The organism is uncultured Rhodoblastus sp. (assembly GCF_903903185.1).
Taxonomy (GTDB): domain Bacteria; phylum Pseudomonadota; class Alphaproteobacteria; order Rhizobiales; family Beijerinckiaceae; genus Rhodoblastus.
The window spans coordinates 60946-77399 of sequence record NZ_CAIUXT010000068.1; the positions used below are offsets into that span (position 1 = coordinate 60946).

At 63.5% G+C, this 16454-nt stretch carries 17 protein-coding genes; 4 read left to right on the forward strand and 13 right to left on the reverse strand.

Translation table 11 applies throughout. From position 1 onward, the window contains the following. Positions 1–251: 251 nt before the first annotated feature. From QZY01_RS06245 to rpsF, 13 genes are all read right to left on the reverse strand, one after another. Positions 252–1022 carry an SDR family NAD(P)-dependent oxidoreductase gene (locus QZY01_RS06245; RefSeq protein ID WP_294534714.1) on the reverse strand — a complete coding sequence of 257 codons (771 nt, stop codon included), beginning with the start codon at positions 1020–1022 and terminating at the stop codon, positions 252–254. Between the two features lie 39 nt (positions 1023–1061). Next, entirely contained in the window at positions 1062–2543 is a 1482-nt protein-coding gene (purF, locus tag QZY01_RS06250; RefSeq protein WP_294534717.1) for an amidophosphoribosyltransferase, read from the reverse strand. Positions 2544–2709: 166 nt separating this feature from the next. Beyond that, positions 2710–3438, reverse strand: coding sequence for a CvpA family protein (locus QZY01_RS06255; RefSeq protein ID WP_294534720.1), 729 nt, complete (start codon positions 3436–3438; stop codon positions 2710–2712). A 120-nt stretch (positions 3439–3558) separates the two neighbouring features. Beyond that, on the reverse strand, positions 3559–5004 hold the full coding sequence (gene radA / locus QZY01_RS06260; protein WP_294534723.1) for a DNA repair protein RadA: 1446 nt from the start codon (positions 5002–5004) through the stop codon (positions 3559–3561). Between the two features lie 225 nt (positions 5005–5229). Beyond that, entirely contained in the window at positions 5230–5853 is a 624-nt protein-coding gene (locus QZY01_RS06265) for an RloB family protein (protein WP_294534726.1), read from the reverse strand. A 56-nt stretch (positions 5854–5909) separates the two neighbouring features. Next, entirely contained in the window at positions 5910–7130 is a 1221-nt protein-coding gene (locus QZY01_RS06270) for an ATP-binding protein (protein ID WP_294534729.1), read from the reverse strand. Positions 7131–7552: 422 nt separating this feature from the next. Then, positions 7553–8059 (reverse strand): hypothetical protein, encoded by a 507-nt coding sequence (locus tag QZY01_RS06275; protein ID WP_294534731.1) that lies wholly within the window; start codon positions 8057–8059, stop codon positions 7553–7555. 1 nt (position 8060) lies between these two features. Next, positions 8061–9212, reverse strand: coding sequence for an alanine racemase (alr, locus tag QZY01_RS06280; RefSeq protein ID WP_294534734.1), 1152 nt, complete (start codon positions 9210–9212; stop codon positions 8061–8063). A 12-nt stretch (positions 9213–9224) separates the two neighbouring features. Further along, the gene (locus tag QZY01_RS06285; protein ID WP_294534737.1) at positions 9225–10721 is read right to left on the reverse strand and encodes a replicative DNA helicase; all 1497 of its coding nucleotides are present in this window, start codon (positions 10719–10721) and stop codon (positions 9225–9227) included. Positions 10722–11020: 299 nt separating this feature from the next. Then, entirely contained in the window at positions 11021–11590 is a 570-nt protein-coding gene (gene rplI / locus QZY01_RS06290) for a 50S ribosomal protein L9 (protein WP_294534740.1), read from the reverse strand. Continuing rightward, entirely contained in the window at positions 11590–12606 is a 1017-nt protein-coding gene (locus QZY01_RS06295) for a hypothetical protein (protein WP_294534743.1), read from the reverse strand. The genes rplI and QZY01_RS06295 overlap by 1 nt, the downstream gene beginning before the upstream one ends. A gap of 100 nt (positions 12607–12706) precedes the next feature. After that, positions 12707–12961 carry a 30S ribosomal protein S18 gene (rpsR, locus tag QZY01_RS06300; RefSeq protein WP_294534745.1) on the reverse strand — a complete coding sequence of 85 codons (255 nt, stop codon included), beginning with the start codon at positions 12959–12961 and terminating at the stop codon, positions 12707–12709. Next, positions 12961–13404: a 30S ribosomal protein S6 gene (gene rpsF / locus QZY01_RS06305; protein WP_294534749.1), complete on the reverse strand. Its 444-nt coding sequence runs from the start codon at positions 13402–13404 to the stop codon at positions 12961–12963. Before rpsF ends, rpsR begins: the two co-directional genes overlap by 1 nt. A 323-nt stretch (positions 13405–13727) precedes the next feature. Here rpsF and QZY01_RS06310 point away from each other — a divergent pair, with 323 nt between their 5' ends. From QZY01_RS06310 to QZY01_RS06325, 4 genes are all read left to right on the forward strand, one after another. Next, positions 13728–13940, forward strand: coding sequence for a hypothetical protein (locus QZY01_RS06310; protein WP_294534752.1), 213 nt, complete (start codon positions 13728–13730; stop codon positions 13938–13940). Positions 13941–14134: 194 nt separating this feature from the next. Beyond that, on the forward strand, positions 14135–15082 hold the full coding sequence (gene fabD, locus QZY01_RS06315) for an ACP S-malonyltransferase (RefSeq protein ID WP_294534754.1): 948 nt from the start codon (positions 14135–14137) through the stop codon (positions 15080–15082). An 8-nt stretch (positions 15083–15090) separates the two neighbouring features. After that, positions 15091–15828 carry a 3-oxoacyl-[acyl-carrier-protein] reductase gene (fabG, locus tag QZY01_RS06320; RefSeq protein WP_294534757.1) on the forward strand — a complete coding sequence of 246 codons (738 nt, stop codon included), beginning with the start codon at positions 15091–15093 and terminating at the stop codon, positions 15826–15828. A gap of 214 nt (positions 15829–16042) precedes the next feature. Further along, a complete protein-coding gene (locus tag QZY01_RS06325) occupies positions 16043–16285 on the forward strand; it encodes an acyl carrier protein (RefSeq protein ID WP_294534766.1) in 243 nt (80 codons plus the stop codon). Positions 16286–16454: the final 169 nt, after the last annotated feature.

Below are 16454 nucleotides of genomic sequence, written 5' to 3' on the forward strand. Positions count from 1 at the left end.
TGCGGAGGTTCATTTGAAAAACAGCGGGCGCGATCCTGCCACGGCCCATCAAGCAAATTCGGCGCCGCAGAGTTGCAGCGCGGCGTCCGAAACTCCTTTGTCCGGCCTGTTCCGAAAGCGGAGGGCGGTGTTTCGCACCAGGCGAAGAAGGAAAAACGCCGAATCCTGTGGCTGCGCCGGGCAACTTCAAGTCAAGCGGCCGCGACGCTATATAATCTAATGTCCTGTTGGCGGGGTTGCGGAAATCCCCCTCAGGCCGCGCCCCGGAAATGCAGCACCCGGTCCTTGGGGAAATCGTAGATCTTGCCGGTCTCGCTCCATTCGGGCGCGCAGAGTTCGGCGAGTTTGGGCGCGAATTCCTCGGGCGTGCGCAATGTCAGCGGGTCTTCGCCGGGCATGGCGGCGGCGCGCATCCGGGTGCGCAGCGGACCGGGGTTGACGCTCATCACGCAGACGCTCGAAATATTGGCGGTCTCGGCGGCATAGGCGCGCACGATGCCGTCGAGCGCCGCTTTCGACGCCGCATAGGGCCCCCAGAAGGCGGCGAAATCGTCGCGTTGCGCGGCGCCTGACGAGACGAACACCGCCCGGCCGGCGTCGGAAGCGCGCAACAAAGGATCGAGCGAGCGCAACAGGCGGTAATTGGCGGTGACGTTGACCGCGAAAACCTGTTCCCACTTGTCGGGATCGCAATGGGCGATCGGGGTTAGCGGTCCCAAAATCCCGGCGTTGCCGACCAGAATGTCGAGCTTGCCCCAACGCTGGTGGATGACGGCGCCGAGCCGGTCGAGCCCGTCGAAATCCTTGATGTCGCAGGGAACCAGCGTCGCCTCGGAGCCGAGCGCGCGGACGTCGTCGTCGAGCGCCTCCAGCGCGCCCTGGGTGCGCGCCAGCGCGATGACATGGGCGCCGCGCCGCGCCAGCTCGACAGCGACGGCCCGACCGATGCCGCGCGAGGCGCCGGTGACGAGGGCGATGCGCCCGGCGAGTTTCTTTTGCCCGTGCGGAAAAGGCTCCGACATGATTTCTCCGGTCCCAGCGGGGGGATTGTTGTTGTTGTTTCAGCCGGTTTCGGCGAGCAGCGACAATTGCGCCCGGACATCGACGCCCTTGAGGTCGGTCAGGGTGGTGGGGTAATCGCCGGTGAAACAATGATCGGTGAATTGCGGGCGCAGCGGATTGCGGCCGTCGCAGCCCATGGCGCGATAAATGCCGTCCACCGACAGGAATGCCAGCGAATCCGCGCCGATCAGATCCCGCATCTCTTCCAGACTATGGGTGGCGGCGAGCAATTTGTCGCGGCGCGGCGTGTCGATGCCGTAATAATCGGGATGGGTGATCGGCGGCGAGGAAATGCGGAAATGCACTTCGCGGGCGCCGGCGTCGCGCATCATCTGGACGATTTTCATCGACGTGGTGCCGCGCACGATGGAATCGTCGAGCAGCACGATCCGCTTGCCCTCGACCACGGCGCGATTGGCCGAATGTTTCATCCGCACGCCGAGTTCGCGCACGCTCTGGGTCGGCTGGATGAAGGTGCGGCCGACATAGTGATTGCGGATGATGCCCAGTTCGAACGGAATTCCCGAGGCGCTGGCGTAGCCAATCGCCGCCGGCACGCCGGAATCGGGCACCGGCACCACCACGTCGGCGTCGAGCGGAACTTCTTTCGCCAATTGTGCGCCCATGGCCTTGCGCACGTCATAGACGGAACGTCCGTGGACGATGGAATCGGGCCGGGCGAAGTAGATATATTCGAAAATGCACGGACGCGCCGGTTGCGGCGGGAAGGGCCGCAGGCTTTGCAGGCCCTGTTCGGAAATCACCACGGTCTCGCCATTGTCGACGTCGCGGATGAAATGCGCGCCGATGATGTCCAGGGCGCAGGTTTCCGACGCCAGAATGTAATGGCCGTCGAGCTGGCCGATCACCAGCGGCCGGATGCCGAGCGGATCGCGCGACCCGATCAGCTTCTTGTTGCTGAGCACCACGAAGGCATAGGCGCCCTCGATCTGGCGCAGCGCTTCGACATAGCGCTCGATGATCGAATGCCGGCGCGAACGCGCCACCAGATGCAGCACGACTTCGGTGTCGGAGGTCGATTGATAGATCGCGCCCTCGCGGATCAACTCGCGGCGCAGCGTCAGGGCGTTGGTCAGATTGCCATTATGCGCCACTGCGAAGCCGCCGGAATCCAGTTCCGCGAACAGGGGCTGCACATTGCGCAGGATGGTTTCGCCGGTGGTCGAATAGCGCACATGGCCGATGGCGCGGTCGCCGGGCAGGCGCTCGATGGTCGAGGCCTTGGAAAAGGCGTCGCCGACCATGCCCATCCGGCGCTCGGAATTGAAGCGGTGGCCGTCATAGGTGACGATGCCCGCCGCCTCCTGCCCGCGATGCTGGAGGGCGTGGAGGCCGAGCGCGGTGATGGCGGCGGCTTCGGGATGGCCGAATATGCCGAACACGCCGCATTCCTCGCGCAGGCGGTCGGCGTTGATGTCGAATTCGCCTTCAGGAGCGCCGGCGGCGTTCGAATCGTCCATGGAACAGGCTCCCGGCGCGCGCCTTTGAGGGATGCGCGCGAAAAGGGTCCGAAACGACCCCGGTGACGAAAAAACTCAATAGACCCGCAAGCCGCAGATGGGAAGGCCGCAAGCAAAAAACGAGCCCATTGCAGGCGGGAAAACCCAAGCATTGGGGGAAAAAGCCTCAGCGGGCGCCCTTGACCAGCGAATCGAGCTTGCGCTTGTCGTCTGGCGCTCCGGCGGACGGCGCGGCGGGGGCGAGTTGCGCCTTGGGCCGCGCGGGCGGCGAGGGCGTGGCGGGCGCGGCTTTCGGCTCCGAATCGATTTCCGGCGGCGGCGCGTCTTCGCCGCCGCCCGGCTTGTGCTTCTTCAATTTCGCAAGAATGCCGTCGGGATCGTCGGGCAACAGCGCCAGCAATTGATCCGAGGTCGCCTTCAGCAAGGGCAGGCCGCGCGAATTGGCGAGCCATTGATTACGCACGGCGGAAGAAGAATCCGGGCTGGCGCTGGTGGCGTCGGGCGCGAGCCAGTTGAAGAAGATGAAGGCGATGGCGCAGAGCAGCAGGCCGCGCAGGGCGCCGAAGGCGAAGCCGAGCGCGCGGTCGAGCGGACCGATCTTCGAATCGAGAATGGCGCTGGAGATGCGGACGGTGACGATCGACACCAGAATAAGCGCCAGAAAGAAGATCGCGGCGCCGGCGATATAGGGGCGCAGCGCGTCCTTGGAGATGAAGATGGGCGAGGCCGCGTCGGCCAGTTTGGGAACCAGCATCGGATAGAAGTAGATCGCCGACGCCGCTGCGACGCCCCAGGAGAGGATGGCCATGACTTCGCGGGTGAAGCCGCGCAACATGGCGAGAAGGGCCGAAACCGCCACCACGCCGAGCAAACCGAGGTCAAGATAGGACGGCATTGCGGGCCTCGAACAGGAGTGATTTATTGGCGCTGGCGGTCAGAGGACGAATGATTCCGCTCTTCCGCGCCGCTTATACCCAATGCATCGCGCGGCGTCGACTCGGGGGCGGCGCTGCGCTCAGGAAACCGCCGCGCGCGTTTTCGAGGGCGCCGCGACGCTGCGCCCCAGGGCGGCGATGTCGGCGATGGCCTCGCCGATATGGCGGATCGACCGCAGCGGCATGTCGTCGAGCCGCGCCGGGGATAGGCCCGCCTTGTCGCCGGAATTCTGGTCTTTAATGCCTTGTGGCGCGACGGCGCGGGCAAAACCCAGTTTTTTCGCCTCCTTGAGCCGCAGATTGGCGTGGGGAACCGGCCGAACGGCGCCCGACAGGCCGACCTCGCCGAAAAACACCATGTCATGCGGCAGCACGGCGCCGGTCAGCGAGGAGACCAGCGCCGCCGCCGCCGCCAGATCGGCGGCGGGTTCGGAAATCTTCATGCCGCCGGCGACATTGAGATAGATGTCGTGCTGGCCGAGCTTGACCCGCCCATGCGCCTCCAGCACCGCCACCAGCATCGACAGCCGGCTCGGGTCCCAGCCGACCACGGCGCGGCGCGGCGTGCCCAGCGCGCTCGGCGCGACCAGCGCCTGAATCTCCACCAGCACCGGCCTCGTGCCCTCCATTCCGGCGAAAACCGCCGCGCCCGGCGCGCAACCGTCGCGTCCGGCGAGAAACAGCGCGGAAGGGTTGGCGACTTCCACAAGGCCGCCGCCGGTCATTTCGAACACGCCGATCTCGTCGGTCGGCCCGAAGCGGTTTTTTGCGTTGCGCAGGATGCGGAAATGATGGCTGCCGTCGCCCTCGAACGAGGCCACGGCGTCGACCATGTGCTCGACCACGCGTGGCCCGGCGATCTGGCCGTCCTTGGTGACGTGGCCAACGAGGATCACGCAGGCGCCGGACAGCTTGGCGAAGCGGATCAGCGCCTGCGCCGCGCCGCGCACCTGGGTGACCGTTCCCGGCGTCGAATCGGCGGTCTCGGTCCACATGGTCTGGATCGAATCGATGACGACGAGCGACGGCGTGCGCCCATGCGACAAGGTGGTGACAACGTCCTCGACCGAGGTTTCGGCGGCCAGTTCGACATGAGCGTCGCTCAGGCCCAGCCTTTCCGCGCGCAACCGCACCTGCGCCGCCGCCTCTTCGCCGGAAATATAAACCACGCGCTCGCCGCGCCGCGCCATGGCGGCGCAGACCTGGATCAGCAAAGTGGACTTGCCGATTCCCGGCTCGCCGCCGATCAGCAGCACCGAGCCCGGCACGAAACCGCCGCCGGTGACCCGGTCGAGTTCCGCCATGCCCGAAAGCAGGCGCGGCGCCGGCGGGGACGAACCGTTCAGGCCCTCAAGCGCGAAAATCCGGCCCTTTCTGGCGTTGCGCGCCGCGAGCGCGCCGATCCCCGCCGAAGGGGCCTCCTCGACCAGCGAATTCCAAGCATTGCAGGCCTCGCATTTGCCCTGCCAGCGCGGCGCGACGGCGCCGCAACTCTGGCAGATGAACGACGTGCGGACTTTGGCCAAGACGGGCGAATCCTGTGGAAAAAGAGAACAAGTATAGAACACACTTGAGCCGCGCTGTCCAGAGGCGCTCTTTCCTTCTCCCCTTGCGGGAGAAGGTGGCCTCGTTTGGTTCCCGCCAGCGAATGGCTCAAAACGGCGGATTGCGGTCTTAGGCCGAAGGTCTGGTTAATAGCCCACAAGCGGTCGGACCGACAGTGGCAGGATCGCGCCAGTTAGGTTGGACGCTCAAGACATCGCGCGGATCCGGGCAATTTCGCTGAAAACTTTCATAATTTCTGTGACATTTGTATACGGGTCTTGTCCGCCGTGGGGATTGTGCATCTGCCCGAGCTGTAGCGCATGTGTTTCGGCTAGCGGCAGCGCCGACTTGGTTCTTGCGTATAAGTCGGTCATCCCCTTCGCATAGCCTGGGACAAATCTGCAGGCTTGTTCCAGCGCGTCATGGCGTGTGAGCCGGTGCGTTATTTGCCGGAAATGCAAGACAACCCATAGCTCGAAGCATGGGACTGACGTAACGGCTATAAATGGTACTTTTTTCCCATCGTCGTTTTTGTAGCGTCTGTCTATTTTCTGCAACTTTGCAAGAGCATTATTATAGCTGAGGTGGGCGTCACGATCGAATACGGCGAAGACACAATCGAACGCGTTATTTCCTCGAAAAACCTGCTCGGCGTATTCGACAACCTGGATCGGTTCAGTCCCTAGTTGAGAGGGAACCACCTTTACATGAGCAGCTGTTACACGCTCGCTAACGCGAATCTCGTCAAAGTAACCGGGTTCTGTTTTCGACCCCTCGCAAACGATGAGCATGCGGGGGTAGGTTGGCTTTATAGCTTTCTTTCGGGCCATGGCCCGCGAGCTACGCTCACGATGATGGTACGATCTTGCCACGGCGGGTGTTTGCTCTACGTCTGTCGAGTTTTGCGGGGGGTCTTGAGTCGCCCGGGCAGAACAGGAATAGCGCCATATCGTCCGGAGAGATAGCCGCGCTCCAACGCCTCGTTCTTCCGCGGCGAAAATGTTACGAGGGATACAAGGCTTGACGTCTGATCGGCATTCTTCTCGGTCAACCAGATCTGATCGCGCCGGAAAAGCTCAGTATCGAGAAGAGACGTATCGTGGGTCGAGAAGAGTAGCTGAGCATTGCTGCTGTTTAGTTCGGGATCCTGAAACGTGCAGACAATCTGACGAACGAGGAGGGGATGAAGGCTACGGTCGAGCTCGTCTATCACTAGAAGTTGCCCACGTTGAAGGATGTCGAAAAGGGGACCAGAGAGGGCGAAGAGCTTTTGTGTGCCCTGCGATTCCTCTGTAAGCTCGAAGTCGGCGGCGATATCACCATACGTGTGTCGGAAACGCGGAAGCAAAATATCAGTCTGTGTGTGAGCGGCTTTCTGTTCGCCGGTCGCAACATCGAATTCAAAACTGCTGACAAGTCCTTTTTGCTTCACAGCAGTCACTGATCTGATGGCGATGTCAGCGGATGAGAGGAAGTCGGCTACGCTCTGCTGTCCTTCAGGGGACTCGATATAACGAGTGGAATAGTCGTGCCCGACGTGCCCGCCATTTTCAAACACGACGACGTCGTTCTTGAACCAGTTATAAAGTGGCAATAACTTCGCGCTGTTGAGTTGGACAGCAACAGACAAAAAAAGCGATTTTTCACGCGTCGCCTCTTTCCAGGCATTTTTGGGCCCGGGAAGAAAGGAGGATGGTGTCTCGATAATGTCCTTGCCGTCCCTGTATTCGCGGTCCAGCCAAGTCTGTGCTTTGTGCGATTGAAAAACCAGCAGCCACTCGGATTCGATACGGGCGGATGAATAAGTGAAGCCGTATTGGTAACGAATGCCATCGATCAGGGCGATTACCTCAAAGAGGGTCGGTCGTGATCGGCTGACGTCATCGAGCTTGAACTGCTGACTGACGTAGCTTTGGTCAGGCTGCAGGCGGGCGGAGTCCATTACGATATTCCGCATATGCTGCAGGCCGAGCAAGAGGTTCGTTTTGCCGCTTGCGTTAGCACCATAAACTACCGCCGTTCGCAGCGCCCTTTTGATGCCTGGCAGACCTGTTTCGACGACGTTTGTGACCTCGTGCGTTTTGTCGGTCGAGGCAACGAACGACAAAGTGGCCTCCTCGCGGAAGGACCTGTAATTGCTTACTCGGAACTCTAATAGCACGGCATCACCCCCTAACTAGGGGATATTTGCATTGAATCTGCAAAATATCAATTGAAACATGCATGCGTTCTCGTAAACGGTAAAAATATGCCGGACTGGAGGGACCGCGAGGGCCGTTTCGAGCCGTTCCTACGCGGTGGAATGGTTACCGGCACTCAGGATCACGGAGGGAGGTTCATTTTGCTATCGGAATGTCCGCTGAGTCTGCGATAGCCGATGGTAGGATGTTCATTTCGTAAGACCCCTTCGAGCCGTGTTCCGTCATTGAGGTAGCTCCGCGAAAAACCCCTCATCCGGAGCTTCGCGCCTACTTCTCCAGCAAGGGGAGAAGGGATTCGGGGCCTGACTACCCCTTGCGCTGCAGCTTGCTATTCCACCTGCACAACGATGGAGATTTCCGCTTCGGGCGCATTGGAGATCTGGATGAAGGTCTCCCCCGGCGCCAATTGGTATTTCAGGCTCTTGTGAATATGGGGACAGTCCGGCGCGCCGCTGAAAGCCAAAGGTTTCAGCGCGACGCCGTCCTGGACCGCGTCGATCCAGGCCCCCGCCGACAGGTTGACCGTGTAGACGCCGGCCGAAGGGGCGGCGAATTTCAGCACCGCGCCGAAGGTGTTCGGCGCGGGCGCGCGGTCGGGCGCGACTTTGAACGGAACAGTCTCCACCGGCGCAAGCCGCACGATGACAGCCGGTCCGGCGGCCAGCGCGCCATCCGCCGCGATGGTTTTGCGGTCGGGCGCCGCCAGCGCCGCCTGTGCGCGCTCGATCGGCCATTTGAACCCGGCGCAACCAGCCTTCTCCTCGGCGCGAATCGGCGCGTGCGCGGCAAGAAGCGTCAGAGCCAGCGCCGGAGCGAAAAATTTTTTCGGTCGCATTCTATGCCTTCCCGACAATGGCCGCCGCCGCCGCCGCGGCCTCGCCCCGATATTCGCGGGCGTAGCGTTTGCCCAGACCGGTGAGGATTTCATAGCCGATCGTGCCGGCCTCGGCGGCGAGATCGTCGACGCCGATATGGGGTCCCAATATTTCCACGCGGTCGCCGCGCGCGAGCGGACCGGCCTCGCTGATGTCGATGATCGACAGATCCATCGAAATGCGGCCGACCACCGGGCAGTAATTCCCTCCGGCGTAAACATCGGCGCCGATCTCGCCGATCGAACCGCTGCGCGGAAAGCCGTCGGCGTAGCCGAGATTGATCGTCGCCAGCTTGCGCCGCGACGGCGCCGTCCAGCGTCCGTTATATCCTGCCGTCTCGCCCGCCGGAATATCGCGGACCTGCAGCACGGTCGCGGTCAGCCCGACCACCCGGCGCATCGGATTTTCGCTGCCCGGCGTCGGATTTCCGCCGTAAAGCGCATAGCCGGGGCGCACCAGATCGAGAAAGGGCCGCTCTTCGAGGAAAATCCCCGAGGAGTTGCACAGCGAGGCGGGCATCGGCGGCAATTGCCCGCAGGCCTCGAAAAAACGCTGGATCTGCAGGTGATTGCGCGGCGCCGACTGGTCTTCCGCCGACACGAAATGACTCATCGCCAGCACCGGCGTGAAGGAGGCCATGGCCTCGCGGGCGCGGGCCAGATCGCGCGGGTCGAGGCCCAGCCGGTTCAGGCCGGTGTCGATATGGATCGCGGCGGGGTGGGGCGCGCCGTCCCGCCGGCAGAAATCGGCCCATTCGGCGATTTCCGGCGACGAGCCGAGCACGGGCGCCAGCCCCGCCCGCGCGAAAATTTTCGCCGACCTGGGCGGAAGGCCGTTGAGGACGAAAATCTGGGCTTCCGGCGCGAGCTTGCGCAGAATTACGCCTTCCGAAACATGCGCGACGAAAAACGTCTTGCAGCCCGCCGCCAGCAGCGCCCTTGCAACCGGCCCGATGCCGAGCCCGTAGCCATCGGCCTTGACCACGGCGGCGCATTCGGCGCCTTTGGCGCGTCCGGCGAGGCGGCGCCAGTTTTCCGCCAGCGCGCCGAGGTCGATGGTGAGAATCGCCTGCCCCAAAGCCCGGTTTTCGTCTGGGGAGGGCAAATCGGGCATCGGGCCTGTCCTTTACATGCGCGCCGGCAGATGGTCTTCCTGCGCCAGATCGCTGAAGCGTGTATATTCGCCTTCGAAGGCCAATTCCACCGTCCCGGTCGGGCCGTGACGCTGTTTGCCGATGATCACTTCGGCGCGCCCATGGGCTAAAGCCGCCTTTTGCTGCCATTCCTGAAATTCCGCAGTGCCCTCAGGAGGCTTCTTACTGTTCAGATAATATTCCTCGCGGTACACGAAAATCACCACGTCGGCGTCCTGCTCGATCGAACCGGATTCGCGCAGGTCCGACAATTGCGGGCGCTTGTCGTCGCGCGATTCGACCTGACGCGACAATTGCGACAGGGCGACGATCGGCACGTTCAGCTCCTTGGCCAGCGCCTTCATGCCGGTGGTGATTTCGGTGAGTTCCTGCACGCGATTTTCGCTGCGCGACTTCGAGCCCGACAGCAGCTGGAGATAATCCACCACCAGCAGATCTAGACCGCGCTGGCGCTTGAGCCGCCGGGCGCGGGCGGTGAGCTGGGCGATGGAAATGCCGCCGGTATGGTCGATGTAGAAGGGAATCGCCTGCATTTCCCGAGCGGCGGCGGTGATGCGGTGAAACTCGGATTCGCTGATGTCGCCGCGCCGGATCTTGTAGCCCGGCACCTGCGCCTGTTCGGCGATGATGCGGGTCGCCAGCTGTTCGGACGACATTTCGAGCGAGAAAAAACCGACAACGCCGCCATTGACCGTTTCATGGCTGCCGTCGGGGCGCAGCTCGAAGCGATAGTTCTTGGCGATGTTGAAGGCGATATTGGTGGCCAGCGCGGTCTTGCCCATGCCGGGACGCCCGGCGACGATGACCAGATCGGAAGGCTGCAACCCGCCCATCATCCGGTCGAGATCGTGCAGGCCCGTCGAGACGCCCGACAGGCCGCCCTCGCGCTCCCAGGCCTTCGCCGCCATGTCCACGGCCCGGGCCAGCGCTTCCGAAAAGCGCTGGAAGCCGCCGTCGTAGCGGCCGGTTTCGGCGATGGCGTAGAGTTTGCGCTCGGCTTCCTCGATCTGCATGCGGGGCGAAGAATCGACGCTGGCGTCATAGGCGGTGTTGACCACTTCCTCGCCGATATGGATCAATTCCCGGCGCACCGCGAGATCGTGGACGGCGCGTCCGTAATCGACGGCGTTGATGATGGTGGTGGCTTCGGCGGCGAGCCGCGCCAGATATTGCGGAATGGTCATGCCGCCAAGATCCTGCTCGCCCAGAAAAGTCTTGAGCGTGACCGGGGTGGCGATTTTTCCGGCGCGAATCAGCTGGCCGGCGGTCTCGTAGATGCGGCGGTGCAACTCCTCGGCGAAATGGTCTGGCTTGAGAAAATCCGAGACGCGGTCGAAGGCGTCATTGTTGACCAATATCGCGCCGAGCAGCGCCTGTTCCGCCTCCAGATTGGCCGGCGGGGCGCGAAACGCCGGCTCCGGGGCCAAGGCGAGGATTTGCCGGTCGAGCCTTTTTTCCATTACAGTCATGCAGATATGCCAATATATTCGTGCACTACATGAAGGTAGCGCGAAAGGGGGGTCGAACTGGGGGAAACGCGACGGACAGGACGCAATCGCTGGCTTGTTGTGGCACGTTCGGCCGCCAAAGGAACGAAAAAGATCGACCGAATCGCTTCCTGGACGGCGCCGTCCACATTATCCACAGAGGGGGAGAATTATGGCGGAACGGCGCCGAAAACGCTTGACGCCCAAACCCGGCCTCGCGCGTTAAACGCAAAAAAGGCCGGAAACGATTCCGGCCTTTTCTTAATGCGGTGGCAAAGAGTTCAGCGGTCGCCGAGGTCGCCGCCGGCTTCGGCCAGAGCCGCGCCGACTTCGAGGCCGAGATCGGCCATGGTGGTTTCCTCCCGCAAGGTCGCCGATTCGCCCTTGGCCTGACGCTCGGCCTCTTCGGCGGAACGCGCGACATTGACGAAAATTTCGGCGTCGACTTCCGGATGCAGGTGAACCGGGGTCTTGTGCAGGCCGAGCGTCTTGATCGGCACATGCAGCACGATCTGGTGGCGCTCGACCGAAAAGCCGCCGGCGGTCGCCGCTTCGGCGATGTCGCGCGTCGAGACCGAGCCATAGAGCTGGCCCGATTCGCCGGCCTGGCGCAAAATCGTGAAGGTCTGCCCGTTGAGCTGATCGGCGACGGCCTGGGCCTCGCCCTTGCGTTCGAGATTGCGGGCTTCGAGCTGCGCGCGCTGGCCGTCGAAATGCTTCTTGTTGGCGTCGGTGGCGCGCAGGGCTTTTCCGCGCGGCAGCAGAAAGTTGCGGGCGTAGCCGTCGCGCACGCGCACGACTTCGCCCATCTGGCCGAGCTTGGCGACGCGTTCGAGCAGGATGACTTGCATTATCGGGGTTCCTTCTGGACTTGGGTTTTGGGGTTGAGACGATGCGCCTTGCGGGCGCGCAGGGAAAAAACGGACTCGACCAGTCCGAACAGGGTGAGCGCCAGCAGCGACCAGGGCTCCAGCACGAAGACGACGGCATAGAGCCCGGAAAGCAGGAAACCGCGAAAGCGCGAGGCGCGGGTGAAGGCGTGCAGGGCGGCGAGGCCCTGGATCGCCAGACAACAGCCGGCGGCGGCGGCAAGGGCGCCGGCAAGGGCGCCGGCCAGTCCGCCGCCAAGCGTCAGGCCGGCGGCGAGAACGAACAGCGGCGCGACAAAGCGGGGCAGCACGAGATGTTCGGGCAGCGCGGGCCAGGGCCGCCCCAACTTTCCGGAGATTTCCACCGTGCGCGCCGCCAGCCACAGATTGACCGCCAGCAGCACCGTCTGCGAGGCGGCGAAGCCCGCCGGCAGGCACAGGATGAACAGGCGTTTGGCCTTGTCGGCCTCGATATCGGGCCAGATGGCCTTGACGTTTTTGACGATTTCGTCGAGCGGCGCGGCAAAATGGGCAAGCGCCGCCGCCATCGCGGGCTCGAAACCGCCCTGGACCGAGACCAGCGCGCCGACGCCAAGCCAGGTGAGGGCCACGGCGAGCGCCATCAGAATGGCGAGCAGGCCGCCGGGAGCCAGATTGCGCGGCGCCGGCGAGGCTTCGTCGCCCCTGGGCGGCAGGGTGCGCCGCGCCAGTGCGGCGGCGATCAGCGCGGGCGCGCCAAATCCGAGGAAAAAGCCCAGCCCGAGCGCGGGAGCGGTGAAATGCGCGAGCAGCGCCGCGCCGATCAGGGCGCCGGCCAGGGCGCCGCTCGGGGAAAAGCCCAGCGCGCCGATCGACAGCGGCAGCGGCGCGAAATAGGCGAGCGTCATCGCCAGGCTGGAGCCGCGCGTCGAAGCGGCGAACAGCAGCGCGCTCGCAAGCGCTGCGCCGAGTCCGATGGCGCGATCGATCCAGAGGGCCGGGGGATAATTGTCGTTCATGTTTCTCGCTGTCCCGCGGTCAGGCGGTTAGGAGCGGATCTTCGTCCGCCCCAGCCAGAGACGCCCGTCGCGACGATTCGCGGCGGGCGGCGTTTTGCCTTTACGCGATCAGATAGGGCAGCAGGCCGAGAAAGCGCGCGCGCTTGATGGCCTTGGCCAGTTCGCGCTGCTTCTTCGCCGAGACGGCGGTGATGCGCGAGGGGACGATCTTTCCGCGCTCGGAAATATAGCGGGAAAGCAGACGCGTGTCCTTGTAGTCGATCTTCGGCGCGTTCGGCCCGGTAAAGGGGCAGGTCTTGCGGCGGCGGAAGAACGGGCGGCGCTGCGGCGCGCCGGCGGCGGCGACATTGGTCATCAGAATTGCCCCCCTTCGGCATTGTCGTCACGGCGCGGGCCGCGCGGTCCGCGCGGCGGGCGGCGGTCGCCGCGATCGCCCCGGTCCGGACGGTCGCCCCGGTCGCCGCGATCGTCGTCGTCCCGCTTGCGCAGCATGGCCGAGGGGCCGTCTTCCAGCGCCTCGACGCGGATCGTCAGAAACCGCAGAATATCCTCGTTGATGGACCATTGGCGCTCGGCCTCGGCCAGAGCGGCCGGAGGGGCGTCGACATTGATCAGGGTGAAATGGGCCTTGCGGTTTTTCTTGATCCGGTAGGCGAGGGATTTGACGCCCCAATATTCGACCTTGCCTATCGCCCCGCCTAGGCCGGTGACGATGGTCTTGAACTGCTCGGTCAGGGCTTCCGACTGCTGGGCGGTCAGATCCTGGCGAGCAAGATAGATATGCTCGTAAAGAGCCATGTTTCTTGCCTTTCTCTAAATATTTCGCTGCATCCGGCGCGGAGCCCTTCGAGCCCGGAGAAAGGCTCGACGGAAACGTGTCGAAGGCGGGAACACCGGAAGGCGGGTTTTTATACCCTGACGGCAAAAGCCGCCCCTCCGTTCAGCCCCCGGCCGAATGGCGAAGCGCGCCTTATAGCGGAAATCTGGGGGGGATCAAGCGAAATGCTCGGCGTCCGGGCGGCCGGCGACGGCGAAAATTGACACCGGTCAAATCCCCAAGGACATTTGCGTGGTTGAATTGGCGTTCCCGCTCGGGCGCGCGGATCTTCCGGAGGCGATCAATGGCGTTGAAACCATGTTTTGAATGCAAGGGCGTCGTCAGCACGGAGGCCAATTCCTGCCCGCATTGCGGCGCCTCGAACCCGACGCGGTCCGGCCTGCGACCCGCGTGGGTGGAGAAACTGATCACGGTGGTTCTGCTTGTCGGCTGGCCGCTGTTCATCATCGCTTTTCTCATTCAGGTCTCCCATAATCCGAATGGGTTTTATCACTGAGCGTGAAAAATCCGGCGCCCGCGAAATTTGCGTTTTTCAGTCGAATCGGCGGGACGCCGCCGTCCAACTCTCCGGCGCGCGGCCTCAATTCCCGCCAGCCCCCGCCTTGACACGCCCGGTCCCCGGCGCCATTGCCTGACGCGAAATTTGGCCTGACGCGCATCTGCGCGAACAAGAACCGGGAGAACAACCCCATGGCGGTCGCCTTCATCTTTCCGGGGCAGGGGTCGCAGGCCATCGGCATGGGCAAGGGGCTGTTCGACGCCTATCCCGCCTCCGCGCAAATTTTCGAGGAAGTGGACGAGGCGCTCGGCGAAAAGCTCTCCGAACTGATATTTTCCGGCGACCCGGCGCAATTGCAGCTGACCGCCAACGCCCAGCCGGCCCTGATGGCGGTGAGTCTTGCGGCGCTGCGGGCGCTGGAGAGCGAAAAGGGCGTGGTTCTCGCCCGTGACGCCAAATTCGTCGCCGGCCATTCGCTCGGCGAATATTCGGCGCTCGCCGCCGCCGGCGCGTTGAAGATTTCCGACGCCGCGCGGCTGCTTCGACTGCGCGGAAAGGCCATGCAGGCGGCGGTGAAGGTCGGCGAGGGCGCCATGGCGGCTTTGATCGGCGCCGAACCGGAACTGGCGTTGAAAATCGCCGGCGAGGCGGCCGCCGCCTCGGGCGCGACGTGCGAAGTCGCCAATGACAATGGCGGCGGCCAGATCGTCGTCTCCGGCGCGAAGGGCGCCGTCGAACTGGCGATCGAGATCGCCAAGGCGAATGGCGTCAAGCGCGCCCTGCTGCTGCCGGTCTCGGCGCCGTTCCATTGCGCCCTGATGCAGCCTGCCGCCGACGCCATGCGCGATGCTCTGGCCGCGACCGAAATCCGGCCGCCGGTGGTCGATCTGGTCGCCAATGTCACCGCCGGCCCGGTGCGCGATCCCGACGAAATCCGAAATTTGCTGGTCGCGCAGGTCTGCGGCAAGGTGCGCTGGCGCGAATCCATGGGTTTTATGCACGACAACGGGGTAAACCTGTTCGTCGAAATCGGCGCCGGCAAGGTGCTGGCGGGTCTCGTCAAGCGCACGGCGGAAGGCGCTCGTTCGCTGAACGTCGGGATTCCCGCCGAAGTGGATTCCTTCCAACTCACCGCCTGAGGTTTTCAATGTTCGATCTGACCAAGCGCGTCGCCCTCGTCACCGGCGCAAGCGGCGGCCTCGGCTCAGCCATCGCCCGCGCGCTGCACGTCCAGGGCGCGACCGTCGTGCTGTCGGGCACGCGGCGCGAGGCGCTCGATTCGCTCGCCGGGCAATTGGCCGAGCGCGTCCATGTCGTCGCCTGCAATCTTGGCGAGAGGGAAGAGGTCGAAAAGCTTGTTCCCGCCGCCGAGGCCGCCGCCGGTCCGCTCGATATTCTGGTCAATAACGCCGGGGTGACGCGCGACGGCCTGTTCCTGCGCATGAAGGACGAGGACTGGGAGACGGTGCTGACCGTCAATCTGGCGTCAGCCTTCAGGCTGTCCCGCGCGGCGCTCAAGGGCATGATGAAACGCCGGTATGGCCGGATGATCAACATTTCCTCGGTGGTCGGCGTCACCGGCAATGGCGGGCAGGCCAATTACGCCGCCTCCAAGGCCGGACTGATCGGCATGAGCAAGTCGCTCGCCGCCGAAGTGGCGTCGCGCAACGTCACCGTCAATTGCATCGCGCCGGGATTCATCAGTAGTCCCATGACCGACGCGTTGAGCGACAAGCAGAAGGAAGCCATTCTGGCGACCATTCCCGCCGGCCATCTCGGCAAGGGCGTCGATATCGGCGCGGCGGCGGTCTATCTCGCCAGTGAGGAAGCCGCCTACGTGACCGGCCAGACCCTTCATGTCAATGGCGGAATGGCAATGATTTGAAGTACTTGTGGGTTTAGTTGGACGCCCAATCGGAAACCGTCGCGGGGGCCTCGCAATCGTGAAGGAAGTATGTTAGCAAACCTCCGTTTATGCGTTCCAGCGTGTGAAGTTTCGTCGATTGCAAGAAATTTTCGCGTCAGCGGACACTTGAAACCCATGCCCGCCGCTCATCCCCGGGGCGGCGCCGTCAGAATGAATAATGAGGAATCAACAGATGAGCGATGTCGCCGAGCGCGTGAAGAAGATTGTGATTGAACATCTCGGCGTTGACGCCGACAAGGTCGTCGATAGCGCCAATTTCATCGACGATCTGGGCGCCGATTCCCTCGACACGGTCGAACTGGTGATGGCCTTCGAGGAAGAATTCGGCGTCGAAATCCCCGATGAAGCCGCCGAAACCATCGTCACCGTCGGCGATGCGGTCAAGTTTCTCGAAAAGGCCACGGCGCAGAGCTGAACCCGCCGCCTCCGGTTTTGTCGCGCGCGCCCGGCGGTCGGCCCGGTCGCGCGCGATTGTTTATGGCCGCCGCTCCGGCTAGAGCAATGGGCGAAAAAGCGGACGCCGGTTTTTCGCAAAATCATTGCGAAAACCAAAGGAATCTCGAGTCGAGGGGGATTCAAACCAA